At 44.2% G+C, this 26,205-nt stretch carries 27 protein-coding genes; 5 read left to right on the top strand and 22 right to left on the bottom strand.

Annotated elements, in window-relative coordinates:
* Positions 1 to 202: 202 nt before the first annotated feature.
* Positions 203 to 895 (top strand): GGDEF domain-containing protein, encoded by a 693-nt coding sequence (locus D5281_RS11110; RefSeq protein WP_160560230.1) that lies wholly within the window; start codon positions 203 to 205, stop codon positions 893 to 895.
* A 92-nt stretch (positions 896 to 987) separates the two neighbouring features.
* On the opposite strand, the gene D5281_RS11105 is transcribed toward D5281_RS11110, so the two are convergent.
* A complete protein-coding gene (locus tag D5281_RS11105; protein WP_160560228.1) occupies positions 988 to 2,025 on the bottom strand; it encodes a stage V sporulation protein AD in 1,038 nt (345 codons plus the stop codon).
* Between the two features lie 322 nt (positions 2,026 to 2,347).
* On the opposite strand from D5281_RS11105, the gene D5281_RS11100 reads away from it, so the two are divergent.
* Complete coding sequence (locus D5281_RS11100; protein ID WP_160560226.1) at positions 2,348 to 2,947, top strand: cytidylate kinase-like family protein; 600 nt, start codon at positions 2,348 to 2,350, stop codon at positions 2,945 to 2,947.
* Positions 2,948 to 3,054: 107 nt separating this feature from the next.
* Positions 3,055 to 3,540, top strand: a complete 486-nt coding sequence (locus D5281_RS11095) for a GNAT family N-acetyltransferase (protein WP_160560225.1) — start codon at positions 3,055 to 3,057, stop codon at positions 3,538 to 3,540.
* Between the two features lie 47 nt (positions 3,541 to 3,587).
* On the opposite strand, the gene D5281_RS11090 is transcribed toward D5281_RS11095, so the two are convergent.
* The 7 genes from D5281_RS11090 to D5281_RS25630 form a co-directional block, all read right to left on the bottom strand.
* The gene (locus D5281_RS11090; protein ID WP_160560224.1) at positions 3,588 to 4,943 is read right to left on the bottom strand and encodes an MATE family efflux transporter; all 1,356 of its coding nucleotides are present in this window, start codon (positions 4,941 to 4,943) and stop codon (positions 3,588 to 3,590) included.
* 98 nt (positions 4,944 to 5,041) lie between these two features.
* Positions 5,042 to 6,466 (bottom strand): MATE family efflux transporter, encoded by a 1,425-nt coding sequence (locus D5281_RS11085; protein ID WP_277935307.1) that lies wholly within the window; start codon positions 6,464 to 6,466, stop codon positions 5,042 to 5,044.
* Positions 6,467 to 6,587: 121 nt separating this feature from the next.
* On the bottom strand, positions 6,588 to 6,980 hold the full coding sequence (locus tag D5281_RS11080) for a mCpol domain-containing protein (RefSeq protein WP_160560223.1): 393 nt from the start codon (positions 6,978 to 6,980) through the stop codon (positions 6,588 to 6,590).
* Between the two features lies 1 nt (position 6,981).
* Positions 6,982 to 7,962: a hypothetical protein gene (locus D5281_RS11075; protein WP_160560222.1), complete on the bottom strand. Its 981-nt coding sequence runs from the start codon at positions 7,960 to 7,962 to the stop codon at positions 6,982 to 6,984.
* 103 nt (positions 7,963 to 8,065) lie between these two features.
* Positions 8,066 to 8,842, bottom strand: a complete 777-nt coding sequence (locus D5281_RS11070; protein WP_160560311.1) for an SDR family oxidoreductase — start codon at positions 8,840 to 8,842, stop codon at positions 8,066 to 8,068.
* 121 nt (positions 8,843 to 8,963) lie between these two features.
* On the bottom strand, positions 8,964 to 9,194 hold the full coding sequence (locus D5281_RS27175; protein ID WP_277935312.1) for a hypothetical protein: 231 nt from the start codon (positions 9,192 to 9,194) through the stop codon (positions 8,964 to 8,966).
* Between the two features lie 32 nt (positions 9,195 to 9,226).
* Positions 9,227 to 9,424, bottom strand: coding sequence for a histidine phosphatase family protein (locus D5281_RS25630; RefSeq protein ID WP_277935306.1), 198 nt, complete (start codon positions 9,422 to 9,424; stop codon positions 9,227 to 9,229).
* A gap of 403 nt (positions 9,425 to 9,827) precedes the next feature.
* On the opposite strand from D5281_RS25630, the gene D5281_RS11060 reads away from it, so the two are divergent.
* On the top strand, positions 9,828 to 10,862 hold the full coding sequence (locus tag D5281_RS11060; RefSeq protein WP_160560221.1) for a threonine aldolase family protein: 1,035 nt from the start codon (positions 9,828 to 9,830) through the stop codon (positions 10,860 to 10,862).
* Between the two features lie 58 nt (positions 10,863 to 10,920).
* Here D5281_RS11060 and ilvD read toward each other — a convergent pair whose 3' ends face one another.
* The 7 genes from ilvD to D5281_RS11025 form a co-directional block, all read right to left on the bottom strand.
* Positions 10,921 to 12,675: a dihydroxy-acid dehydratase gene (gene ilvD / locus D5281_RS11055; protein ID WP_160560220.1), complete on the bottom strand. Its 1,755-nt coding sequence runs from the start codon at positions 12,673 to 12,675 to the stop codon at positions 10,921 to 10,923.
* Between the two features lie 48 nt (positions 12,676 to 12,723).
* On the bottom strand, positions 12,724 to 14,082 hold the full coding sequence (locus D5281_RS11050) for a GntP family permease (protein ID WP_160560219.1): 1,359 nt from the start codon (positions 14,080 to 14,082) through the stop codon (positions 12,724 to 12,726).
* 440 nt (positions 14,083 to 14,522) lie between these two features.
* Positions 14,523 to 15,269 carry a FadR/GntR family transcriptional regulator gene (locus D5281_RS11045; RefSeq protein ID WP_160560218.1) on the bottom strand — a complete coding sequence of 249 codons (747 nt, stop codon included), beginning with the start codon at positions 15,267 to 15,269 and terminating at the stop codon, positions 14,523 to 14,525.
* A 178-nt stretch (positions 15,270 to 15,447) separates the two neighbouring features.
* Positions 15,448 to 16,179 carry a hypothetical protein gene (locus D5281_RS11040; RefSeq protein ID WP_330584961.1) on the bottom strand — a complete coding sequence of 244 codons (732 nt, stop codon included), beginning with the start codon at positions 16,177 to 16,179 and terminating at the stop codon, positions 15,448 to 15,450.
* Positions 16,180 to 16,415: 236 nt separating this feature from the next.
* Positions 16,416 to 16,559 (bottom strand): hypothetical protein, encoded by a 144-nt coding sequence (locus D5281_RS11035; protein ID WP_277935305.1) that lies wholly within the window; start codon positions 16,557 to 16,559, stop codon positions 16,416 to 16,418.
* Positions 16,560 to 16,704: 145 nt separating this feature from the next.
* On the bottom strand, positions 16,705 to 16,965 hold the full coding sequence (locus D5281_RS25625) for a hypothetical protein (protein WP_277935304.1): 261 nt from the start codon (positions 16,963 to 16,965) through the stop codon (positions 16,705 to 16,707).
* 226 nt (positions 16,966 to 17,191) lie between these two features.
* Positions 17,192 to 18,586 carry an MATE family efflux transporter gene (locus D5281_RS11025; RefSeq protein ID WP_160560217.1) on the bottom strand — a complete coding sequence of 465 codons (1,395 nt, stop codon included), beginning with the start codon at positions 18,584 to 18,586 and terminating at the stop codon, positions 17,192 to 17,194.
* A gap of 75 nt (positions 18,587 to 18,661) precedes the next feature.
* Between D5281_RS11025 and D5281_RS11020 the strand changes: the two genes are divergently transcribed.
* Complete coding sequence (locus tag D5281_RS11020) at positions 18,662 to 18,862, top strand: MerR family transcriptional regulator (RefSeq protein WP_160560216.1); 201 nt, start codon at positions 18,662 to 18,664, stop codon at positions 18,860 to 18,862.
* A gap of 78 nt (positions 18,863 to 18,940) precedes the next feature.
* On the opposite strand, the gene D5281_RS26925 is transcribed toward D5281_RS11020, so the two are convergent.
* From D5281_RS26925 to D5281_RS10985, 7 genes are all read right to left on the bottom strand, one after another.
* Positions 18,941 to 19,150, bottom strand: coding sequence for a TIGR04076 family protein (locus D5281_RS26925; protein ID WP_334296611.1), 210 nt, complete (start codon positions 19,148 to 19,150; stop codon positions 18,941 to 18,943).
* Between the two features lie 164 nt (positions 19,151 to 19,314).
* Positions 19,315 to 20,391 (bottom strand): peptide chain release factor 1, encoded by a 1,077-nt coding sequence (gene prfA, locus D5281_RS11010; RefSeq protein WP_160560215.1) that lies wholly within the window; start codon positions 20,389 to 20,391, stop codon positions 19,315 to 19,317.
* Between the two features lie 129 nt (positions 20,392 to 20,520).
* Positions 20,521 to 21,354 (bottom strand): peptide chain release factor N(5)-glutamine methyltransferase, encoded by an 834-nt coding sequence (prmC, locus tag D5281_RS11005; protein WP_160560214.1) that lies wholly within the window; start codon positions 21,352 to 21,354, stop codon positions 20,521 to 20,523.
* The gene (locus D5281_RS11000; RefSeq protein ID WP_160560213.1) at positions 21,344 to 22,351 is read right to left on the bottom strand and encodes a DUF1385 domain-containing protein; all 1,008 of its coding nucleotides are present in this window, start codon (positions 22,349 to 22,351) and stop codon (positions 21,344 to 21,346) included. The genes prmC and D5281_RS11000 overlap by 11 nt, the downstream gene beginning before the upstream one ends.
* Positions 22,352 to 22,505: 154 nt before the next feature.
* A complete protein-coding gene (rpmE, locus tag D5281_RS10995; RefSeq protein WP_160560212.1) occupies positions 22,506 to 22,712 on the bottom strand; it encodes a 50S ribosomal protein L31 in 207 nt (68 codons plus the stop codon).
* Between the two features lie 147 nt (positions 22,713 to 22,859).
* Complete coding sequence (gene rho / locus D5281_RS10990; RefSeq protein ID WP_160560211.1) at positions 22,860 to 24,395, bottom strand: transcription termination factor Rho; 1,536 nt, start codon at positions 24,393 to 24,395, stop codon at positions 22,860 to 22,862.
* A gap of 376 nt (positions 24,396 to 24,771) precedes the next feature.
* The gene (locus tag D5281_RS10985; RefSeq protein WP_160560210.1) at positions 24,772 to 26,178 is read right to left on the bottom strand and encodes an amidophosphoribosyltransferase; all 1,407 of its coding nucleotides are present in this window, start codon (positions 26,176 to 26,178) and stop codon (positions 24,772 to 24,774) included.
* Positions 26,179 to 26,205 lie beyond the last annotated feature (27 nt).

The raw sequence follows: 26,205 nt of genomic DNA, 5'->3' as shown, positions 1-26,205 counted from the left end.
CTTCCCCCTTTCTTTTTTATATCTCCGCATATCGCAAGCACATCTTGCGGTACTGCATTCATACTTATCAAAAAAGTGCATTCCGTCAGCCTTTATTATACTATCCATAAATAAAAAAACCAACTGAAAAGTAAAAGTAGTAAAATTAGGGAAATTGTGCTATACTCATATGCATTAGAATAAGGAAAGGACATTGACACCAATGAAAAAATCTGATTTTATTTATAAAACCATCCAGTTAATTCTGTTTATTCTGCTGGCAATCGTCTGCTTATGTATTTTAGTATTTGATGCAAATATACATCTCCTTGTAACTACAGATTCCAGCATACGCCTGCTTTATGCACTTTTGTGGGGCATCCTTGGCCTGTCATTCGTCTTTGTTTACTTTGATTTTTCTTTCCTTTCCTCCTACAAAAAAGATTATAAAGAATTAGATCATGCGGTTTATTCCGATCCCCTTTCAGGACTTGCCAACCGCTTTGGCTGTGATACCATGATTGAAAAATATTTAGATAAACCGCTGCCTGAATGCTTAGGCTGCATTATGTTTGATCTGAAGGTAGCTGAAATTAACCGGCTCTATGGACATCTCTACGGCAATCACCATATCAAAGAATTTGCAGACCTCTTAAAAGCCGCTTCCGTTGATCTTTGCTTTGTAGGGCGCAACGGCGGTAATAAATTCCTGGCTTTGTTTGAAGAAGGCAGCCAGGAGAAAATTGACCGGTTTCTTGGCCGCTTAAGAGCGCGGGTGCAGTCTTACAACGATTTTCCTGAAAATCTTCCTATTGAATATAACTACGGTATTGCCTTCCAGGAAGGTGATGCTGCCAGAACAATTACAGATCTGATTGCACTTTCCAACAAAAGAATTGCTTCCCAAAGGTTATAACAGACAATTTACCAGCTGCCACGTAAAGCGTGACAGCCTTTGAATGTCGCATATAACAGGAATTTGATACGGATGCGATTTCTTCTTACACCTTATTTGCAATTCACCAGCTCCACCCCATGGGCGATTCCCGGGATGCTCTGTCCTTCGTTAAAACTGGTTTTGGACAAAAGCGCTCCTGTAGGTACAAACAGCACTCTCTTCCACTTTCCTTCCTCCATCTGTTTTAAGATATAGGCAGATAAAGTAACTGCACTGCATCCGCACCCGCTGCCGCCTGCATGGGCATCCTGGCTCTGATCATAAATCTCCATTCCACAGTCCATATGCACTTTGGAAATATCCATACCCTTTTCACGCATCATGTCCCAAAGAGCCTTCTGGCCTACACTGCCCAAATCCCCGGTAATAATCTTATCATAATCTGATGGTTTCCTGTCGAAATCCGCTAAATGCTGATAAATGGTATCCGCCGCCGCAGGGGCCATACACGCTCCCATATTCATGGAATCCTTTAATCCAAAATCCACTATTTTTCCTATGGTCAGCCCGTCAATCATCGCCCTGTCCTTCTCACTTTTCACACCGCTTAAAATAAAAGCTCCGCTTCCGGTAACCGTCCATGTAGCCGAAAGAGGTCTCTGATTTCCATATCCTAAGGGAAACCGGAACTCCTTTTCTGCGCTGGCAAAATGACTGGAAGTGACACAGGCCGCATGCTCCGCCATTCCCCCCGCAATCAACATGGCTGCCATTGACATAGTAAGGCCGCAGGTAGAACAAGCTCCGTACATGCCGACTAGCGGAATTTGAAAGGAACCAAGACCAAAGCTGCTGGCAATGGATTGACCAAGCAAGTCACCAGCAAATAAATATTTGATTTCATCCTTTTTTAATCCGGATTTCCCAATGGCTATTTGCAGCGCCTCCTTTTGCAGGGTGCTCTCCGCCTCCTCCCAGGTATCACAGCCAAACTTGTCATCCATTCCAACCACGTCAAAGCAGTCTCCAAAGGGCCCCTGCCCTTCCTTTGTTCCAACCACCGAGGCGCTTGCTCTTATATAAACAGGTACCGGCACCTTGATGCTGCGCTCTCCCTGTGCAAAAATTGCTCCAACTGTTGTATCCATAGAAATCCCCCATTCTTGCCAGCAGCCCGCGAATTTGGGTGCAAGCACAAATTTGTTGTGTGAAAGATAATTTACTTTTGGTTAGTTTTTCTCATTCGGATATTTTTATTCGCTTTACAAATAAACCTGCAAAAAAAAATTGAGATATGCCCGTGAATTGTTTATAATAGAAAATAACAGAGGCTGACACGTTTCGCGAGCCAGCTCATTGTCGTCAACAACCTCGCGGCATTCCTCAAGATGGATACATGCTCTTTGAGCCCTGACGCATCCGCCCGACTCATTGCTCGCGGGAATAAAAAACAGAAAGGAGAACATATTTATGTATCATATCATCACAATCGAACGGCGTTATGCCAGCGGCGGGCATGAAATCGGAAAAAGGCTGGCGGAAGCGCTGGGATATAAACTATATGATCGGAATATCCTGTTGGAGGCCGCCCAAAGACTTGATATACCGTTTTTCAAGATTGAGTCCCTAGAAGAAAGCAGTTCGGGCAATATCCTTATGAACCTTTCCAAAACGCCTTTAGGCGGGTTAGCAGGAAACAAAGATTTGCCTCTGGCGGATAAGCTTTTTTTGGAGGAGAAGCAGATCATCGAAAAAGCTGCCGAAGATGGAAACTGTGTCATTGTGGGACGAGCCTCCGGATATATTTTAAGAGAAAAGGAAAACATCCTGCGAGTATTTGTCTATGCTGACCATGAGAAACGGATACAGCGTGCCATAGAGCGGGAGGGCATCCAAAAGGAAGAAGCTGAAAACGCCCTCAAAAAGAATGATAAAAGAAGAAAGAATTTTTATAATTCTTTCACCAGTCATGAGTGGGGGGACCCCAAATACTATGACATGTACTTAAACGCCGGAAAGCTTGGAATCGATCTTTGTCTTAAGCTTTTAATGGAGGCCACGAAAGGGTAAATTTCCAGCCCTATGCTCCATATAAATACACGCCGGCCAAAGGAGGTATGAATATGTGTGGAACAAAATCCGATTGCGAATGATATTTTACAAATCGGAGGTATCAAATGGATTATAAAATCAGAAAAATAAACGAAGATGAATACAATAGCCTTGAAAACTTTTTGTACGAAGCAATTTTTGTTCCAAAGGGTACGCAGCCCCCGCCAAAAGCAATCATCCAAAAGCCAGAATTACAGGTATATTTGACTGATTTCGGGAAACGCGCGGGGGATTACGGCCTGGTTGCAGAGACCGGGCAAAAAATGATTGGAGCAGTTTGGGTGCGCATTATGAATGATTACGGACACATCGATGACAGTACCCCTTCCTTTGCTATTTCTCTTTACAAAGAGTACCGTCATTTGGGGATAGGGACCGCTATGATGAAAGAAATGCTGCATTTTTTAAAAGAGCAAGGCTATCGGCAGGCATCGCTTGCTGTTCAAAAAGAAAACTATGCTGTGAAAATGTATCAAAATGTGGGATTTGAAATAATTGATGAGAACAGTGAAGAATACATAATGCTCTGTAAATTGAAATACATAGCTTAAGGCGCCGTCATCGGCGCCTTTTTTTGTACTCTTTCTTTTCCTTACGCTTAACTGCAATACCGCTTATAGGCTCCCCTCCACAGAAAGACCGCCAAAGGCATCCCAACCAATTCAGCTAAAATAAATGCAATCCAAATCAAATTTAAATTTCCGAATCCTCTTAACCCTAAGGCGAACAAAACCGGAAGAATTGCCTGCCGCGCCATAGTCAGATACATACTTTTCGTCCCAAGGGAAAGTCCCTGCAGCGCTGCCGCAAAAACTAAGTTAGGAATAGATGCGAAGTAAGCAACTGCCAAAATTCTAAGCGCCGGAATACCGATTGTAAGCATATAATCAGATGCATCAAAAATCCCCAGCACAATTTTAGGAATAAGCTCCAGTCCTACAAAAAACACAAGATACAGCAGCACCGAATAGATCAATGTCCACCTGATGGATTCCTCAATGCGCTTTTTCTTTCCGGCGCCATAATTATATGCGACAATTGGAATCAAACCATTATCAATACCATGTACTCCCACCGTAGCGATATTTTGAATTCTCGCGCAGACGCCATAAACTGCCACGGCCGTAGTGGAAAATGCCAAAAGAATCGAGTTCATGACAATGCTCACAAAGGATGTCAAAACCTGCACCAAAGTAGATGGGATTCCCACCTTGAGTATCTCCAGTATGCTTTCTTTATCCTGATGCAGGTGAAAAGAAAATTCGATTTCCTTATTCCATCTTTTGTTTATCAAAATACCTGCTATCGCGCCTACAATCTGGCCGATTATTGTTGCAACCGCCGCCCCCTTAGCCTCCATTCTCGGTATCCCAAATAATCCAAAAATAAAAATCGGATCCAAAATAAGATTTGTAATAGAAGCAGCAGATAAGGTAAACAGGAAAAGATGCGACTTTCCACTGGCTATCACAAAACGGTCAAAGACCCATTGACCCATTTGACCAATAGAAAACAACATACATATCATAAGATAATCCCGCCCATAGGCTGCGATTATCTCGTTCCCACCGGACTGCCACGCGAAATATGGTTTCACAAATATCAGACAAATCAATACAATGATTACCCAGGAACACAGCGCAATAAAAATAGAAGCATCCGCCGCCTTTCTGACTTTATCCGGTTTCTTTTCTCCTAATGCTCTTGAAATAACCGCATTTAAACCTACGGCATTGCCCAGTCCAAGAGATGACACCAATACCTGAACCGGCGCTGACAGCGACAAAGCTGTCAAAGCATCCTCTGACACCCTTGACACAAACACAGAATCAATAAAATTGTAAAGAGAATTAATAAGCAGACTTAACATCAGGGGAATACCCGTTGCAATAATAAGCTTGCTCATCTTCTCCGTTCCCATTCTGTTTTCTTTTTGCATGATGGTATCAGCCATATATTTCTCCTTTCCATAACTGCAAATAACTCTCAGCTCACGATTATGTTACGACCAAAAGCACAAAATTTATCAGCCAAAAATTCCATACATAAATTTCAACCAGCCTTCGCAGCAGCAAAAAGCGGATTCCATGTTCCTCTCACATAACAAATCAGGAACAGTATAAACAACAGCAGATTATGGGCTATCATACATGCCCAGGCTGAAATCAGTCCCATCCCTAAAAGCTGCGTACAGATAAAAGTGCCCACAATCCGCACCAGCCACATACCAATTATATTGTACACAAAAGGCCCTTTGGTCCTGCCTACGCCCATCATAAAACCTTCTATTATAATAGAGAATCCATAAAAGGGTTCCGAAACCGCCACCATACGCAGCACACTGGTTCCCAGCGAAATAACCGTATCACTGGCAGAAAACAGCCCCATCAACCAGGGCGATGCCAAAAAGAGGCAGGCCCCAGAGCCAATCATCAAAATTGTTTCCAGCGGAATAAACATGGATGCCAGATTTTTCATGCGCTTCCCATCATTGGCACCGTAGGCGTTACCGGCAAGGGTAGCCGCCGCCGTCTGCATCCCATACCCTGGAATATAAAAAGCGGATTCCACTGTGTTTGCAATGGTATGAGCTGCGGTGGAGGTTTCTCCAAGGGAATTGATCATAGCCGCAAATGCCACATATCCAAGAGAGGTTCCAAAACGCTGCAGCATATTGGGAAAAGCCACTTTGAGACAGGGCTTCAAAATTTGTAAATCTAAAGTAAACTTCTCTCCCCTCGGTGAAACCATAGGATGTCTCCACAATACACAAGTAATAAAAATGCCGCCAATGGTAAAAGCTATGGCGCTGGCTATGGCTGCTCCAATCACCCCAAGCCCTGCTCCCCACATCCGTAAATGGAAGGAAAACAGTGATAATTCCCGTTTCGGATAAATCAAAAGGAAGTTGAAAACCACATTAACCAGATTCACAAGCACCCCAATTTTCATAGGTGTCTTCGTATCACCTGCAGAGCGAAGTACTGTGCCAAAAATAATGCTGGCTGTTCTTGGCAGCATGGGAAGATACAAAATTAGAAAGTACTGTGATGCCATCTCTCTAATGTCTTTATCTACCTGCATCCATACCGGCACCATCCCGCTTAAAGATACAGTCACAATGGTAAAAAATACGCCCAAAACAAATGTAATCAAAACCGCCTGCGAAACTGCTCGTTTTGCGGCGGCCTGTTCGTTTGCTCCATATGCTTTTGCTATGTAGGAAAGAAATCCCACACCTACAGCTGAAATAGTGCTGCCAATCAGCCAGTTAACGGTTCCCGTTGACCCAACCGCGGCTGTAGCCTGCGTCCCCAGGGAGCCCACCATGGCCGTATCAATGTACTGAACAGCCGTCTGCATCAATTGTTCCAGCATAGTGGGCCACGCAAGGGTAAGAATCGTAATCAACATCCCCCGGTCTATCCATTTCTTATCCACTAATTTATTTGATTTCGGTGATGGTACATGCTTCATAAAAACGTCCTGAATGAATATCTTAATTTCCGCTATTTCTACATAATCTATATATGATTACTTCTGCTTTTTCATCCTATCATGAAAGTTAACGGCCGTCAACGACTACACATAAATCCGCTTACAGCACTGGTTGGAACTTCATCTTTGTACCTTTCCGAACAACTTCGATATAATGGATTTTACTACTCTTGGCATATTTTAAACCTATGTAAGTATCCTGTGTATTCTCCCCAATTGCAAGAGAATAGCATATCCGGTTTCTTTTATTTTCAACCGATACATATTCCGCTACAATTTGTGCACATTCCCTGTTGCATTCTGCAAATACATTGTCGCCGCCATCCATATAAACAATACCGCCATGTTTTTCCAAAACTTGAACAAATCGAAACAATGTATCCTTAACGGAATTGCTAAAACACCTTAATTCTTCTAATTTTTCTTCCAAAATAAGCTGCTGTAATCGTGTGCCCACCGAATCTCCATCTATTGCAATATACATATTTTCCATTCTACTTTCTTTTTTTCATAAATTCCCAAAATTTCGTATTTTCATGGATATTCTTTATTACTTCTATACATAGATTAATGACAATTCTTCCTTGGTCCTCAGTCAGCAAAATACCATTTTCCGAATAGTGCGCTGAAATATTCCGATACTCTCTCAGCGATGCAAGGAGATTGGGAACGGCAGCCAGCGCTAATGTTTCCTTTTTCTTCCCGTTTTTTACATAACTTCTTGAGAAATAGGTCAATATACCCACAGGATCTCTATTCGCTGTAATACAAATCTTGTTATCGGCACAATATTGCCGGCACTCCTTATCATCCTGCAAAAAAGCAACCAATGAATGAATGATTTTCTCATTGCCTATCGTTACATTCGCCACTACACTCCTATAATCCGTTCCGGAAAAAAATTCTTTGATTCCACTGCTTAATCCGTCATATATGACTTTTAACGGTCCGTTTGTCCTTCTTTCACTCTCAGAAAACAATTCCCGCATCTCGTCATTGTAATAGATTAAATCAAAATAACTTATTTTGGCTAATTTGCTCACACAATCTACTTGTCTCATTTTTATATAATCATAGTCGCGCCCGGAAAGCATAACTTCCTTCGGGGCAGACTTTAATATAAGATAGTAGATACGGTCGATTTGGCATAAATTCGCCGCCATAAACAGCAAAGACGATGTGGCTTTCTGTCCATTGCTCAAATCCACAATTTTTTCTTCATCATTTGCAAACACATGAAAAAGCAGTAATGTATCAATACTTCCATCAGGATTGATCCGTACTCCCTCTCTAATAAAATTGCCAAAATATTTTCTATAAATCTCAACCTGCTCATTTTGCAATTTTTCACTCTCAGGACTGTCAAAAATCACCACTTTATGAATCATGATCTGCGGCTCTGCTTCTCTTACTGCTTTTGCCACTAATTCCACCGTATGTAAATTAATATTGCCTATTGTATACAATATAGCCATACTTCATCACTCTTTCCAAAAGTTCTTTCATCGCATTACTAATTTTATCGTTTGCTTTTTCTTTACAAAAGTATTTACATATACGACCATCGGCTTTTACTCATTAAAAACAGGTAAACGCGCCATCAATGACGAAATCCGAACCTGTGGTAAAAGTACTGGTATCCCCCGCAAGATAGACGCAAATTGATTCTAATTCTTCCGGTTTCCCCATTCTCCCCATAGGCGCCATCTCATTCCATTTTTCGATTAGCGGAATAAGTGTTGGAGAATTAAGCGTCAATTCCGTGCCAATATATCCGGGACTGATGCTGTTTACACGCACCCCCCGCTTTGCCCACTCAATCGCAAGGGACTTCGTCAATTGAATCACACCTGCCTTTGATGCATTATAAGCGCACTGAGGCTGGGGCACATTCACAATATGTCCCGACATGGAGGCCGTATTGATAATTGAGCCGCCGCCATGTTCCAACATGTATTTGCCCGCGGCAATATCCGTGAGAAAAACTCCGTTCAAATTAACGTTGATCACCTTATACCACTGTTCAAAGGTCATCTCCTCCGCCGGTACATTGATACAGATTCCGGCATTGTTATGGCAAAAATCCAACCCGCCCAGCTCCCTTACCACCTGGGCTACCATTGCATCCACCTGCTCTTTGTCCGTACAGTCCGTCTGAATGGCAATCACCTTCCTGCCCGTATCACCGGCCAGTTCTTCCGCCGTCTTTTTGGCCTCCTCCAAGTCCAGATCCACAACCGCCACGTCAGCCCCTGCCTGCGCAAAGGCTCTGGCCGTACACTTTCCAATGCCTCTGGCTGCTCCTGTAACGAATCCCTTCTTTCCGTCCAATCTCATTTTCTCAATAATTCCCATCGTTTTACCCTTCCTTTCCTTTATCTCATTCATAAATTATGACCACTCCTTAACAGTAGAAAAGACCTTATCCCCCTGTCGTTTCCCTATTTTGGTCGGACAAACCCGTCAAAAATCTGATTCACATAAACAAATGATAGGTTTGTATTTCCGAGCATTTATCATTTTCTAACGAAAACTTTACAATCCACGGCATTAAATCCTTCCGTCTTTGCACCTCTAACAGCGATTCTCCTTTCGAAAGCTTAAAGTTAAAATCCTCCCACTGCTTTTTGCAAAAGCCGTTGAAATCCTCTATCCACTCGTTTTTGATCTTTCGCTCCCTGAAGTCATCTATTAACTTTATTTCCAGTCCTTTGAAATCAGCAAATTCCTTTATTGTATCTACAGCCCTTTTATATGGGCTTGATAATCAACATCTATACCTTTATCCCACAAAAATTCAGTTACACACCTGCGGTCCTTTAACCCTTTATCTGTCAGCTCGCGGGTCAAATCATCATGGTTATGAAAATTGGGGGCCGCATGGCGGACAAAATAAATCGTAGTCATTTTAACTCCATTCTCTCCTGTCACATCCATACCTGAAACCCTAAAACCTGCGTCATATGCAATTGCATTTCCTGGTTCCGCTTTACTTTTATATTATACTCTATTGAACACAGACACACAATTGTTACTTTTCGGGGCATAGATACCAAATTTGCGGCAGTAAAGCCGAAGCCTCAACTGTTATGGTGATTTTTATCAGTTTTTATCATGCTGTTGACGAAAGGATACTTTCAGTATATATTACATGTTGTACTTGAAGTTCAAATAGAGCGATAGAATTACCAAATGAAACGGAGGAAATGTTTTCCCTTTCCCGCCCCGCGGCCCATACGCGTTTTAGCGGTATTTTTTTTGTACAAATCTTGTGCACACAAGACGCAGTATTACAGAATGGTTTGCAATGCAGAAGGGGATAAACGGAAAGGAATAAACAATGATTTCTTTTGAAAATGATTATATTGCCGGCGCACACCCGCTGGTTTTGAACCGCCTTGTGGAAACAAACCTGGAAAATCTCTCCGGGTACGGCTCAGACCCATACAGTGAAAGGGCCAAAGAAAAAATCAAAAGGGCCTGCCAATGCCCTGCCGCACAGGTGGAGCTTTTGGTTGGCGGTACCCAAACTAATCTGATTGTCATATCAACTATGCTCCATGACCATGAGGGCGTTATTGCCGCCCAAACAGGTCACATCAATGTCCACGAAGCCGGCGCCATTGAGTATACCGGTCATAAAGTTTTGGCCCTTCCCCATACAGACGGGAAATTAGATCCAAAAGTCCTAGAAAAATATCTTGGAGATTTTTATGCCGATGAAACCTGCACACATATGGTATTTCCGGGAATGGTCTATATCTCACAACCCACCGAATACGGCACACTTTACACCCTAAATGAATTGACGCAGCTTTCTAAGTTATGCCACAGCTGCCATATTCCCCTTTATTTAGACGGCGCCCGCCTTGCCTACGGTCTCATGAGCCAGGAAACAGATGTGACGCTCCCTGATATAGCGCGGCTATGTGATGTGTTTTATATTGGCGGAACCAAGGCGGGGGCTTTATGCGGTGAGGCCGTTGTTTTTACGGGGACAAAAAGGCCTGAGCATTTTATAACCTCCGTCAAAAGGCGCGGGGCGCTCCTTGCGAAAGGCAGACTCACCGGCGTCCAGTTTGACGCTCTTTTTTCAAAGGATTTATATTTCCAAATCGGCCGTCATGCCATTCTTATGGCGGAAAAATTAAAGACAATTTTTCATCAAAAAGGAATTCCCTTTTATTTGGAATCCCCAACCAATCAGCAATTTGTCATCCTTGACAATGTGCAAATGGAAAAACTGCGGCAACAGGTCTGTTTTAGCTTTTGGGAAAAATATGACGATAACCACACCGTAGTCCGCTTTGTGACCAGCTGGTCTACCACAGAGGATGACCTGAAAAAGCTGGAATTAATATTGCCAGAATTATGATAGAAACAAACAATAAGCTGCCATGGTCCGCCAGGCAGCTTATTGTTTGTTTCTTCTATCAATCACCAAATTCCAGATAAGCGCCTTTCATAGGGCTCGCCGCATGTTCGCTAAACAGGCGCAGTGCCCCTCTCTTATAGCGAAGTTCTCTGGGTTTCCAATTTTTCCTGCGTTCTGCCAAAACCGCACTAATTTCTTCAGGGGTTTTCTCCACGCCATGAATGCCAATGATGTTCAATTTCCGCTCCATAACATCAATCTCAATCAAATCCCCTTCTTCCACCAGCGCAATAGGCCCTCCGTCCGCTGCTTCCGGGCTGCAGTGGCCAATCACCGGGCCGGTAGATGCCCCCGAAAAACGTCCGTCCGTAATAAGGGCAATACTTCTTCCAAGCTCTTTGTCACTGCTGATTGCCTCGGAGGTGTAAAACATTTCCGGCATGCCGCTCCCCTTAGGGCCCTCATAGCGGATAAAGACAGCATCTCCTTTTTCCACCTTATGCTTTAACACGGCGTCCAGACATTCCTCCTCGCTGTCAAAGGGCCTTGCCCGCAGCACCGCCCGGAACATTTCCTTCGGGCATGCCGTATGTTTAATAACAGCTCCCTCCGGCGCCAAATTCCCCCGCAGGATGGCAATACTTCCGTCTGTTCCAATTGCCTCATCAAAAGGGCGGATGATATCTTTTTTGGTCACCTGACAGCCATAGCGCTTATTAAATTCCTGAAGCCACTTTTCACAACGCTCATAAAATCCGTTCTGTTTTAGTTCGTCCAGATTCTCTCCCAATGTTTTTCCCGTCACCGTCATTACATCCAGATGCAGACAGCCGCGAATCTCCTCCATAATAGCGGGAACACCGCCGGCATAATAAAAACACTCCGCCGGCCAGCGTCCTGCCGGACGTATATCCAAAAGATACCTTGCATTTCTGTGCAGACGGTCAAAGGTATCCCCTGTTATCTCAATCCCTAACTCATGGGCAATAGCCGGTATGTGAAGCAGACAGTTTGTGCTTCCGGAAATTGCGGCGTGAACCAGAATCGCATTCTCAAAGCTATCCATAGTTACAATATCACTGGGGCGCATATTTTTCATAAACGCAAGCTTAACCGCCTGTTTTCCGGCCTCTTTTGCAAATGCAAGAAGATCGGGGCTTGTTGCCGGCATCAGCGCGCTGCCTGGCAGAGCCAGGCCCAGCGCCTCCGCCATGATCTGCATAGTTGACGCGGTTCCTATAAAGGAGCAGGCACCGCAGCTAGGACAGGCATTATGCTTTGCCCAATTTAACTTTTCTTCATCTATTTCGCCCCTCTGATACTTTGCGCTGTACATTCCAAGCTGTTCAAGCGTCAGCATGTCAGGCCCGGCATTCATAGTCCCCCCCGGTACCACCACTGCCGGAATGTTAACCCGGCATAATCCCATCAGATTTCCCGGCATTCCCTTGTCACAGCTTGCAAGATAAACGCCTGCGTCAAAAGGAGTTGCGTTCGCCTGAATCTCAATCATGTTGGCAATCATCTCACGGCTTACAAGGCTGAAATTGATACCGTCCGTTCCCTGACTCTCCCCGTCACACATATCCGTACAGTAATATCTTGCGCCAAACCCGCCGGCTTCTTCAATTCCTTTTTTTACTTCTTCAACCAGCAGATTTAAATGACCGCTGCCCGGGTGGGAATCCCCGTAAGTGCTCTCTATGATCACCTGGGGCTTTGACAAATCCTCCGGTTTCCAACCGGTTCCAATGCGCAACGGGTCCAGTTCCGGTGCCAGCGTGCGCATTTCCTGACTTTTTAATTGAACCATAATAAGCCTCCTTAAACTAAATTCCTGGGTAGAAATTTTAAAAAAGTTTTATGCAAAAAATGAAATAATAAGCGCCACGATAAAACCGGTTCCGCCCACAAGCGTCTCCATAATCGTCCACGTTTTTAATGTCATCTTTTCATCCATTCCAACTAAAGATTTTACCAGCCAGAACCCGGAATCATTAAAGTGAGAGCAGACCGTTGCGCCTCCTGCAACGGCAGCCGTTGTACATGCAAGATACAAAGGAGACAAATCTGCGATACCCGGTATTGCCGCAACTATTCCGGCCGCCATGGTCATTGCCACAGTGGCGGAACCTACGCAGATGCGCACAAGGGCAGCTACAATAAATGCAAGCACCACGATTGGCAGAGACATGGAAGATACCGCATTTCCAATCACATCCCCAAGACCTGAATACTGCAGCACATAGCGCAGCACGCCGCCGCATGCCGTCACCAGCAATATCAATCCCGTAGGCTCTAAGGATTTCGTCATAACCTTTTCCAGTTCTTCCGTGCTGTATCCATGTTTCAGCCCAAGTAGAATCATTGCGGCAACAGTTGCAATCAGCAGCGCTACAAAAGGCTCCCCAAGGAAACCAAACACCGGCTGCAAAGAACTAAGAGCCGGAACCACCCCGGTCACGGAATCCAGTATGATCAGTACAAGTGGAATCAGAATGATACCCACAATTGCCCAGAAATTAGGCAGTTTAGACTCGTCATAATCCTGCTGGCTGGCCACATGCTCCGGCACAGGAATGTTGTATTTTTTCCCGCAGATAGAGCCCCATATGGGCCCTGAGACTACCATTGCAACCGCCCCACAGAAAATGCCAACCAGGATAACCCATCCCAGGTCTACGTTTAACATAGTTGCAACAAGAATCGGTCCCGGCGTTGGCGGTATGAACGCATGGCCCACGGCCAGGCCGGCCAAAAGGGGAATTGCATAAAACAGGGAAGATCTCTTTGTCCTTTTTGCAAGTGAAAATGCAAGAGGAATCAAAATAATAAGCCCGGCGTCAAAAAATACCGGCATTGCGATTACCAGCCCGGTAATTCCAAGCGCCCAGGCTGCCTTTTTATCTCCGAACCATTTCACCATGGTAACCGCCAGAGTCTGCGCGCCACCTGATATTTCCAGTATGGCGCCAAACATAGATCCAAGCCCCACCAGCAGGGCAATTCCTTTTAGTGTGTTACCGATACCGTCATTTACCGCATTCACAATATCTTCCACAGGCATACCTGCAATCAGGCCGATAGCAATGGCGCCTGTCAAAATGGAAATCATAGCCTGAATTTTAAACTTAATAATCAAAACCAATAAAATTACTAATCCAATGATTGCTGCAATCACAAGCCTTGTAGGGTTCAAAGCAGCTGCTTGTGCACTCATAATCTTTCCTCACTTTCATCTCTTTTTAGCAGATGGATGCCATACTGCAGACCGACTGCTTTTCTTACAATAAACCGGCCCGCTAAACGTGGCAGCTTTTGTTACGATAAGCCTGCCCGCTAAGCGTAACAACTTTTGCTGCAATAAGCCAGCACTCTAAGCGTGACATCTTTTGTTAACATATGGTCAATTTGCAAAACGTATGACCGTTATTTATTTTTCCTCCCTTCTTAACCATAATCATATGACGTATTATGTATTTTACATATATATGTTACTTTTAACACTCAATAATGTCAATATGTCTGATGTTTATTCTTATTTTTCGTGTGTTTACACAAAAAAGGAGAGGTTTTTCCGCATTTACCCCTCCTTTTTTGTGCAATATTATAAATCATTTTTACTTTATCTCATCTAACATAAAAATATTTTTAATCATTTCATTCATGGTCTGATTTATTCTTCGATTTATTTTTCATCTGTGTTCTCTTGTGCTCCTTTTCTTTTTTGATCAATGCCTGTCGGTTATAAGTTAAATGCATCACCATGGCGCACCTTGCTCCCACCGGGTCATGGTCTAAAATTGCATTCACCACCGCACGATGGGTTTCAATGGTCTCCTGCATCAATGTTCTATGGGTCAGGTTTGCAAAGGTCATGACCGCCGTATTGATGACCGGAATCAATGTCTCAACCACGCGGTTCTTGCTGCACCTTGCAATACAGGTATGAAATTCAATATCCTTAGGGATATGGTTTTTCCCCTCCAAATACATTTGTTCCGTTTCATCACAGAGCTTTTCAAGCTGCTCTAATTCCTCCTGGGTTGCATATTCTGCCGCAAGTGAAGCAATTTCCGGCTCAAGCATAAGCCGCACGTCAAATAATTCAAGGGCCAGTTTATATTTATCCTGCAGCTTGGACAGCCTTAGAGGGTCATCCTCCAGAGTGCGTGTAGCGGCAATATAAGTGCCGGATCCTCTCTTTACCTCAAGTATTCCCTTTGTCACAAGGCCTTTGACTGCTTCTCTTATGGTACTGCGCCCCACACCGAACTTCTCAGCCAGTTCAAACTCATTTGGTATTTTCTGTCCTACCTCTAGCTGCTCCTTTCTGATGAAATTCAATAATTCATCTTCTATCTGCTCTCCCAGAAGCCTTCTATCAAATTTATCAAACTGATACATAACGTTATCTATTCCTGCCTAATTTATAATATTGATCCGGTAACAATTCAGCCCTGGATTTTGCACTTGCTGCAAAGTACTTTTCAATGTGTAAATTTGACCACCAGGAAATCTCCCCCCCGCCGCAGATGATTTGAAATGGGTAGATTTCGTAAAATTGCAGCCGAAGACTTAGCTGTTACCGCCGTTGCGTATCTACCAGTTCTATGGATTGCTGCAGATACCCCATATTCTCCTTTAAAAACATGCTAAAATCATAGCCGCCTGACCGATATACATTCCGAAATGCACCCCACACAAACAGCAACGTCACTTCCATGAGTATGATCCACATTAGTTTATCTGGCAGATTATTTTGAAAATGACTCAAGGTATAGGACTGGAACATGACATGGGGTATCTCGTCATGCAGCATCTGCTTACATATACTTTTCAGCGCAATGGAATCCGTATTTCGGGAAAGCGCATCATAGTAGGTAAGGGCTATCATCTCTGCCGTCACTAAAACCGTAACCTCACATTTTACGCCTCCAAGACGCCGCAGGCTCCGAAATATCCTGTCTAAAAATGACGTTTCCTTTGCCCCCACATGATGAAAATCCATATATTTTTTCATATATGCACTGTGCCAGTTTTCCTCCCTGACAAACCGCTCCATAGCCTCTTTATATTCCGGGACTTGATTCTCATCTGCAAAAATCTCCACCCTTTCCATCAGATATTTACCATCAGAGCCCTCTCCCTTTTGAAATTCCCTTACCGAAGGAAAAATCCGCCTTCTTACTGCCTCCGGTAGATTTTTCTCCTGTGAAAAATCAATCTTCAATCTTCGTTTATCATTTCGTGAAAAATAGTCGTTCCATTCTTTATAGGTAAACCGATTCATTTTAGATTTTTTAAAATCGACCACAGACACTACCTTCTTTCCATACACTTTGTACACTAATCCCGGATCGCTGCTTTGCAGCGCATAAATCCGGCTGAAGAATGCTCGCCTTTTCAAATTATAAAATAAGAAATTTCATTTAGCAAGATCAGTGACGTTTTGTAAAGGACTTTTTAATCATATTCACAAAAATTTTACGTTTTATGGCAAAAAATCAGAGCCGGAAACCTGTTTTTCAGATTCCTGGCCCACATTTCTGTTTATACTGTTCTTTCAGCTTTCAATTTCTTTACTTCATCCAGAGAAAGTCCAGAAATATTTGCAATTTCTTCCAGAGCATATTTTCCAGCTGACAGCATACGAAGAACAACCTCTTTTAAAGATTTATTTCTCATATCTTCCATAATTTGACACATCTCACTCCTTTCGGATCTTCTTTTAGATATCTCGTCCTTTCTGCCATCAGTTCAAAATTCATATCATTTGCTTGGGTACAGTTAAAATCATGTATGAGTTTTCCTATATCAGATTCTCCACGATATCCACCATTCACATAAAGGATATGCTCCCCATCTTCAAAAGATTTACCCGTTGCAAGGTTGATTCTCTCAATCGGATAAACTGCTTCGCCCTGACCGTAACAATCTTTTTCAATGATAAAGATTGTTCCAAATCATATTTTTTTCCAGTCGAATCCGTTCCATATGCATCCAAGCAGATAGAACGAGCCCCGGCCAGTCTTTTCATATCTTTCTGTATTTCACAATTAATAATAATTAAATCAGGTTTATCAGTGATAATTCGTAACACAAATTCAGCCAATGGAATGTTATACTTAAAAAGACAACGCATGAAATCATCATCGATTGGCCTTAGCCGATGCTGTGGTGGTAGTGTCCTCTGTGGTTTTCCCGTTACTTATAAATTCCCCTTTTCATACAATCATGTTCTGTTAGCCCTTACTCACAATCTCTTTTGCCACCGCTTTGGCCGCCCTGGCTCCTTCCTCCCGGATTATATTTTTACGAAAGGTCTTTTATTGTTTATCATCCGGGATATCCGTAGCGGCTGTGGTCCTGTTCTTCACAGGAACCGTCCCTAAAACCACCGACAGAAAAACCATCATAAGTACCCAGGTAATCGGTTCCGTAATGCTTGTGCCTAAAAAGCCAAACCGCGGAATCAGATATGCCGCCGCAAGCGCCTTCATCACAAGCTCGATCACACTTGAAAGGACAGGCGCCACCTTATAGCCGATTGCCTGCATAGTTTCCCTAAGGCACATCAAAATCGTCACGGCAGGATAAAAGGAGAACTGTATCCGAAGGCACATCACGGCATTTTGAAGCATTTCCCCATCCTTGGACCCAGTAAGCAGCGTCACAAGCTCCCTGCCAAAGAGCCACACCATAAGACAGGCGGCCACCGCCCATAAGACTTCCACTCCCAAAACCTTTTTAAGGGTCTTTTTGATTCTCATCATCTGTCCTGCTCCCAGATTCTGCCCTGCGAAAACAGAGCTTGCGATAGCAATTGTGCATGCAGGCTCAAGTAATGTCTCCATAATGCGCCTTGAAACCGTAAACGCCGTAATGACACTCTCCCCTAACCCATTGGTAGAGCGCTGGAAAATCATAGTCCCAAAATCCACCACACAATGAACAAGCGCCATGGAAATGCCGGTAGAAACCAGTTCCGCTATCAGTAAGCCTGAAACCTGAAAGTCCTCCCTTTTGGGCAAAATTGTTCTATAATTCTTAAAAAGATATCCGCCGCACAATACTGCACAAATCCCCTGGGAAAGCACTGTTGCCACTGCCGCGCCGGCTATCCCGGCCTTGACCCCGGCCACCAGCACAACATCCAGTACAATATTGAGCGCAAAAGAAAAAACCAGGAAGTAAAGAGGAGCCCTGCTGTTTCCCATAGCTCTTAATATTGCCGCAAACATGTTATAGCATATAGTGCAAATCATCCCCATACAGATAATTACAATGTATTCATATGCCTGCTCAAAAATTTCTTCCGGTGTGTTGACAAACTGAAGCAGCGGTCGCAAAAAGAGTAATGAAATCAGGGTTATTCCAAGGGTCACTCCCACATTTAAAGTCATCATCCCTGCTATTGAGCTTTTCAGCTCTTTTTCATTATGAGATCCAAAGCAGCGGCTCACCACAATACCGTATCCGTTATTCATCCCAAAAGCAATATGTAAAAGAAAGCTATATAAGGCCACACTCGCCCCAATGGCTGCAATGGAACCATCTCCTAAATTATGTCCAACTACTATGGTATCGACCATCGCATAAAGCTGCTGAAAAATATTCCCAATAAACATAGGGACCGCAAAACGAAATATTAACCTTAACGGTCTGCCCATCGTCATATCCACGACCTGCATATCCTTTTTATTTTTGCATTTTTTATTCATTTTCTTTCATTCTTTTTCGTTCTTCGTTTTTTCTTTCTATCAATCCCCCATGCGCCGCGCCTTGGTCCATCTCCCATGAAGAAGGCCCTGTCGGAGAAAATAAGAAAACTAAAGGAATGCGTTGACGCTGTAGACTATAAGGTCTGGTATTATGAAAAAGCAAAACAGGCCGGGACTCTTTCGGTACACAATACAATGAAAAAGGAAGACATTCCTCCCAGAATGCAGACAATCCGTTCCCGTATGAGCCATGTTACAAGGCTGAAGGAGGAATAGATTCCCTGCAATAGCAAACTATGGATCTCCCTTTCCCTTCCGGGGCCTTCGCAGAAGTTGCAAACCCTCGTTGTATAGTCACTCCTCCTCCGCCTCCACATTAAATACAACAGGGCGTATGCCGTCCGTACAACAGACAATGGTCTGCCCGTCCCTGCGGTTCCAAGGCGTAAATGTGGAACCTGATGCTATGGCATTGATACTCTGATAAATATCGCTCCATGCCCAGGGGGCAGAATCCTTCCGGCATTTGGGCGTTTCCCTCGAACGGAAAGGTATCGCCCACATTCAGCAGTGCACAAGAACCCACTTGCCCGCCATCTGTCAGATATTCCTTTGCAAGGTCCTCATAAAATTCTTTTCTGAGCACTGTTATTTTTACTTTCTTCATGTTTCGTAACCCCTCTTTGGCAGCTTTATTGCCCTGGTTCTTCGCCGATTGGTCTTGCCATTCAGTTTTCTCCCATCTTTACAAGCTTCGCTGCCTGGTCCGCAGCAATGCAGGCATCAAGGATCTCCTGAATATCCCCGTTCATCACCTTATCCAGCTTATAAAGGGTAAGCCCGATTCTATGGTCTGTGACGCGCCCCTGTGGGAAGTTGTAGGTACGTATCTTTTCGGAGCGGTCTCCGGTTCCAATCTGGCTCCTTCTAAGCTCTGCCTCCGCGTCATGTCTTTGCTGCTGTTCTATGTCATAAAGCTTTGCCTTTAAAAGGGCAAAAGCCTTTGCCTTATTTTGGAGCTGGGACTTTTCTGTCTGACTGTACACCACGATTCCCGTAGGATAATGTGTCAGCCTGACCGCTGAGTCTGTGGTATTGACACACTGTCCACCGTTACCCGATGCGCGCATAACGTCAATGCGGATATCCTTATCCTCAATCACGATATCAATATCTTCGTCTACCTCCGGCATCACCGCAACGCTGATGGTCGAGGTGTGAATACGCCCTCCCGACTCGGTTTCCGGCACACGTTGCACGCGGTGTACGCCGCTTTCATATTTCAGCTTAGAATAAGCGCCCTGGCCGCTTATCATAAAGCTTACTTCTTTCATGCCGCCAATACCTATTTCATCCACATTCAAGGTTTCCACCTTCCAGCGCTGGCCTTCCGCATAGTGCACATAAAGGCGGTAAATCTCCGCTGCAAACAAAGCCGCTTCGTCTCCCCCTGCGCCTGCCCGTATTTCTACAATAACGTTTTTATCATCATTAGGGTCCTTGGGCAAAAGCAGAATTTTAAGCTCCTGCTCCAACTCCTCAATACGCTTTTTGGAAGAAGCCAGTTCTTCCTTCAACATCTCACGCATATCCTCGTCAGACTCCTCCTCCAACATGGAAAGAGAATCCTCCATATCCTGACCGGATTTTTTGTATTCCTTATATGCCTCCACAATCGGCATCAAATCGCTCTGCTCCTTCATCAGCTTGCGAAATCTCTCCTGATTGTTCGCCACCGTGGGCTCATTTAGCTCACTCATGATTTCCTCAAACCGAATCAGCAAATCCTCTAATCTATCAAACATTGCTTTCATCCTCCATTCAAAACTAAATGTATATATACCTGGCACTACTGTGTCAAATCAACCTGAATATATGCCTGGCACTACCGTGTCAAATCAACCTGAATATATACCTGACACCACTTTGTCAAATCAACCTAAATATACACCTGACACCACTCTGTCAAGTCCCGATAAATCCTGGCAAATTGTAACTCCCCTGTAACCGGCCTTTTCCATAAGCTCCCTTACCGCCGGTCCTTGTTCGCAGCCGATTTCGAAAAAGAGTCTGCCACCGGGATACAAATACCGGTCCGCCGTTTTCACAATCTCCCGGTAAAAGTAAAGTCCATCCTCTCCGCCATCAAGGGCCATGATTGGATCATGATCTCTGACTTCCTCCATCAGCTTTGGAATTTCCCCACTCGGAATATAAGGCGGGTTTGAAACAATCATTTCGTATTTTCCTTCTATCTTTTCAAACAAATCGCTTTGTATAAACTCTGCACTTAAAGAAAGATTTTTGGCATTTTCTCTGGCAGTTTCCAGTGCCTCCTCTGATAAATCGCTCCCAACGCCCTGACAGGAATTAGAATAATTAAGCAGACTAAGGAGAATACACCCCGAACCGGTGCACAAATCCAAAATGCGCATCCCGTCATTCAGACAGCGCATGGCCTCCTCAACCAGCGTCTCCGTATCCTGTCTTGGAATCAGCGCTTTGGGCGTTGCCTTAAATTTAAGCCCCATAAACTCCTGATAACCTAAAATATGCTGTAATGGGATATGCTGCTTTCTTTTTTCAATTTGACTTACATAGCGTTCGTACTGCTTCCTGCCTACCTGTTTATCGCCATGTGCCAGCAGATCATTCCGAGTGGTACCACAAATATCCTCAAGTAAAAGCCGGGCATCTAAAGAGGCTTCCTCGATCCCTGCCTCCTTAAGCTGATTTACACCCATTTCATATAATGCTTTATACTCCATCCTCATCTTCCTCGTCTGTCCCTTCATCCGCCAGCCAGGACTCGTCTATTTCATAGCCGAAAGCTTCCTTCAAATATGCTTTCCAGTCAAAAACGGCTTCCACAGATTTTATGGCAACCTCCACCATACTTTCATCCGGCTCCTTGGTGGTAAGCCGTTGCAAAAGCATGCCCGGCGCCGATATAATCCGTACGAAAATGTTATCGCTTCTCCCGGCAAGCCGTATAATCTCATAAGAAATCCCGGCAATCACGGGTATCAGTGCAACGCGCAGCAAAACCTTTAAAGCCATATGGTCCACACGGATAAAAAAGAACAAGATAATGCTCACAAACATTACAAAAAACAGGAAACTGGTTCCACAGCGCTTATGAATCCGGGAGCTGCGCATCACATTGTGCGGCGTAAGGGGCCTTCCTTTTTCAATACAATTGATGCACTTATGTTCCGCTCCATGATACTGGTACAGTCTGTGAATATCCTTCATAAGGCTGATTCCCACCACATATGCAAAAAAAATAAGAATCCTGATCGCTCCTTCAAGTATCGCAAGCAAAGATGCATTCCTCACATATTCCGCAAGCAGGCCCGAAAGAAAATATGGAAGTAAAATAAAAATACCCACCGCAAGCAGCACGGAAAATACCGTGGTGATTCCCACCAATATACTCTCTCCTCTGCCCCCGGAAACCTTGTCAAGGGCCTTGTCAACCCCTGTCTCCTTGGCGTCTTCATCCTCATAAAAAGAGGCCGAATAATTCAGTGTTTTCATTCCAAGACGCAGGGAATCAATAAAATTAAATATTCCCCTGATAAAAGGAATTTTCACCAGCTTGCTTCCATGCATACATCCATGAAACACATCCACTTCCACTTCAATTTCTCCGTTTGGTTTCCGGACAGCCACCGCATAGTCATCCTTATTTCTCATCATAACGCCCTCAAGCACCGCCTGTCCGCCGATTCCTGAGTAACGGCTGCATTTTTTCTTTCTCATTCAAAACCTCCATATTGCCATAACCTGTCAACTGAATCAGTTTCTTTTCACAGAATGGCCAATGTGTAAACCAGATATAAAAAACTTGATTTTTTATGATTTATCTATACAAAATAAGGTTGAGATGCAACACCCCAACCTTTTTTGCGTAAACCTATTTGTTTGCCATACCATATTTCTTGTTGAACTTATCGATTCGTCCGTCAGCTCTTGCTGCTTTCTGCTGGCCTGTGTAGAATGCATGGCACTTAGAACAAACTTCAACGTGAATATCCTTTTTGGTTGAACCTGTTACAAAGGTATTGCCACAGTTACAAGTTACAGTTGCCTGATAAAACTCAGGATGGATTCCCTCTTTCATGCTATCACCTCTCTATGTTCATTTAACGTTTCTTTAAATAACTTCGTCTTCATCTGCCGTATGGCTTATCCGCACCCGAACCGCGCAGATATAATCCGAAACAGCTTTTTAATTGTATCATAGCTTATTCCATGATGCAAGTACTTTTTAGAACCATTTTATTTTTTTCACAAGATTTACAAACTCCTGGTTGTTTCTGGTCTTTGCAAACATGTCCAGAATCTTATCCACAGCTTCCTCCGGCTTCAGGCCGTTCAGGGCCTTTCGCATAATATTGATTGCTTCTAATTCATCCGGGGCAAGCAAAAGATCCTCCCGCCTTGTACTGGATTTCGGAACGTCAATCGCCGGAAATACCCTTCGCTCGGACAGTTTCCTGTCAAGCACAAGCTCCATATTACCGGTTCCTTTAAATTCCTCATACACCACGTCATCCATCTTGCTGCCCGTATCCACAAGCGCGGTGGCAAGTATGGTAAGAGAGCCGCCCTCCCGCATGTTTCTGGCAGCGCCGAAAAATCTTTTAGGCATATGTAAGGCTGCCGGGTCAAGACCGCCTGACAAAGTACGCCCGCTTGGCGGTACGGTTTGGTTATAAGCTCTGGTAAGCCTTGTGATACTGTCTATCAGGATCATAACGTCCTTTTTATGCTCCACCAGACGTTTTCCCCGCTCTATTACCATCTCCGACACACGCTTGTGATGCTCCGGCAGTTCGTCAAAGGTTGAGTAAATCACCTCCACATTAGGGCCCTCGATTGCCTCTTTGATATCCGTCACCTCCTCGGGGCGCTCGTCAATCAAGAGAATAATCAAGTGGACCTCCGGCGCATTGCGCTTTACGGACTTTGCCACATCTTTTAAAAGTGTGGTCTTTCCTGCTTTGGGAGGAGATACGATCATACCTCGCTGTCCCTTTCCCACAGGGCTGATCAAGTCCATGATCCGCATGGCAACGCTTGCCCCGGGCATTTCCAGATGCAGCCTTTTATTGGGGAAAATAGGCGTCATGTCCTCGAAATTACATCTTCTTGCCGCCACCTCCGGCGCATAGCCGTTAATAGATTTTACATATAGAAGGGCCGCAAACTTTTCCCCCTGGGTTCTGACCCGGGTATTTCCCTCTAAGATGTCGCCCGTCTTTAAGCCAAACCGGCGAATCTGGCTGGGCGCCACATATACATCATGGTCTCCCGGCAAAAAATTCTCACAGCGGATAAACCCATACCCGTCCGGCATAACCTCTAAAATACCGCTGGCAGCAATACCACTGTCTAAGTCCGCAGGAAACTTGTCCTCCTCTATCTTTGTCTCATCGCTTTTTCCCTCTGTCCGACCTGTCTTATATTCCGCTCTTTCCCCGCGTTCTGCTCTATACTCCGCCTTTTCTGCTCTGTTCTCCCGATTATTCGATTTATCTTCTCCCCGGTTACCTGACTGATTGTCCGGCTTTTCCTCGCTCCGTTCATTCCTTCTCTCCGGTTTCTCCGAAGCATTCTGTTTCGCAGGCAAAGCTCCCGGCCCAGCATTCCTTCCCTGAGCCTTCTCCTTATCCTTTTCATCTTCCGCCAGCATAAGCTCTATGAGCTCCGCCTTTTTCATCGTGGATGTTCCTTTAAGCCCTCTGGCTTTTGCAATAGCCTTTAAGTCTGCAAGCGCCAACGACTCGTATTTCTCTCTCATTAAAATCCTCCATTCTTTCTTAAGCCCGCAAAATAAGTGTATACACAAATGAGAACTCTCTTGCAAAGCTAATAAATTTATCTGTTTTCTTTCGGGAATTTATTGCGATTTGTCATCTGAAATGTTTATATAAGGATTATACAACATAACCCAAAAAATAACAAGAACCAAGCGGCCTGATTTAGGAAAATAATCGTATAAACGGTTACTTTTCACGGGTCAGGAATGCGCATTTACTGCGCATTCCGTGAGAACATGATTCAGGTGTGAGGGGCCATTTTTGCGAAGCAAAACTTGGAATATCGCCCCGAATGTTACTAGGAACTGCCCAATGAACCATCACGCCCTTTCATAGGCAGTCTACAAAATAAACTTTCTATTCCTTTCCATCCCAGCAATAAGTACAAAGCTTACATTTATCGATTCCCACCGACTCAATCATATCGTCCAGCCTATGGTACCGCAGGGAGGTGAAATTAAGCTGCACACCGATTCTCTTTACCATTTCCTGATACTCCGGTGTCTCCGGGTCGGAGTAGGCGCTTAAGTTCACATTTTTGGCATCTCCCTCCATCTCCTTGATAATCCGTCTTGTTATCAAGTCCATTTCTGATGAGGACCTTGAAAAGTTCAAATATTTACATCCGTACAAAAGCGGCGGGCAGGCAGGCCTTATATGTACTTCCTTTGCCCCGCTCTGATAAAGAAACTCTGTGGTTTCCCGAAGCTGTGTGCCTCGTACAATGGAATCATCAATCAAAAGCAGGCTTTTATTTTGAATCAGGTCATGAACCGGTATCAGCTTCATCTTTGCAATCAGATTCCGCTGGCTTTGCATGGTCGGCATAAAGGACCTTGGCCAGGTAGGCGTATATTTAATAAATGGACGTGAAAAAGGAATGCCCGACTCATTGGAATAGCCAACCGCATGTGCAATGCCAGAGTCCGGCACTCCTGCCACATTATCCGGCGATACATTATCTCTTTTTGCAAGGAGCGCACCGCAGTTATAACGCATTTTCTCAACGCTTACCCCTTCATAAGAGGAAGATGGATATCCATAATAAACCCAAAGAAAGGTGCAGATTTTCATATCCCCGCCAGGTTTTACAAGCGTGTGCACTTCCTCCGGTGTCACAATCGCTACTTCCCCTGGTCCGAGCTCCCGCTCATGGGTATAGCCTAAATTTAAATAGGCAAAGCTTTCAAAAGAAATACAATATCCTTCTTCTTTCTTTCCGATTGCAACCGGTGTTCTTCCCAGCTTATCCCTGGCGGCATAAATCCCCTTCGGGGTCAAAAGGCATATGGTTATGGAACCATCTATCAGTTCCTGGGCGTAGGTAATTCCTTCAATCAGATTATCCTTTTGATTAATCACTGCTGCCACCAGCTCTGTTGCATTGATATCACCGCCGCTCATTTCCAAAAAATGGGCATGTCCCTCCGTAAACACTTTTTCCACGATTTTGTCCATATTGTTGATTTTTCCCACTGTTGTGATAGCGAAAGTACCGTGGTGGGAACGCACCAAAAGGGGCTGAGGCTCATAATCCGAAATACACCCAATCCCAAGACTGCCATGCATTTCATTTACATCCTTGTCAAACTTGGTACGAAAAGGGGAATTTTCTATGTTATGAATTGCCCGGTCAAAACCATATTCTTTACTGTATACCGCCATTCCCGCTCTCCTTGTCCCCAAGTGAGAATGATAGTCCGTTCCAAAAAACAAGTCAAACACACAATCTGACTTTAAAGCTGCTCCAAAAAATCCACCCAAAAATATACCTCCTGCGATGTTGCTTTG

It is taken from the genome of Parablautia muri (assembly GCF_009917485.1).
GTDB classification, from domain to species: domain Bacteria; phylum Bacillota; class Clostridia; order Lachnospirales; family Lachnospiraceae; genus Suilimivivens; species Suilimivivens muri.
Note: the sequence above shows the minus strand (reverse complement) of the source record. Positions and strands in the feature narration are given on the sequence as shown.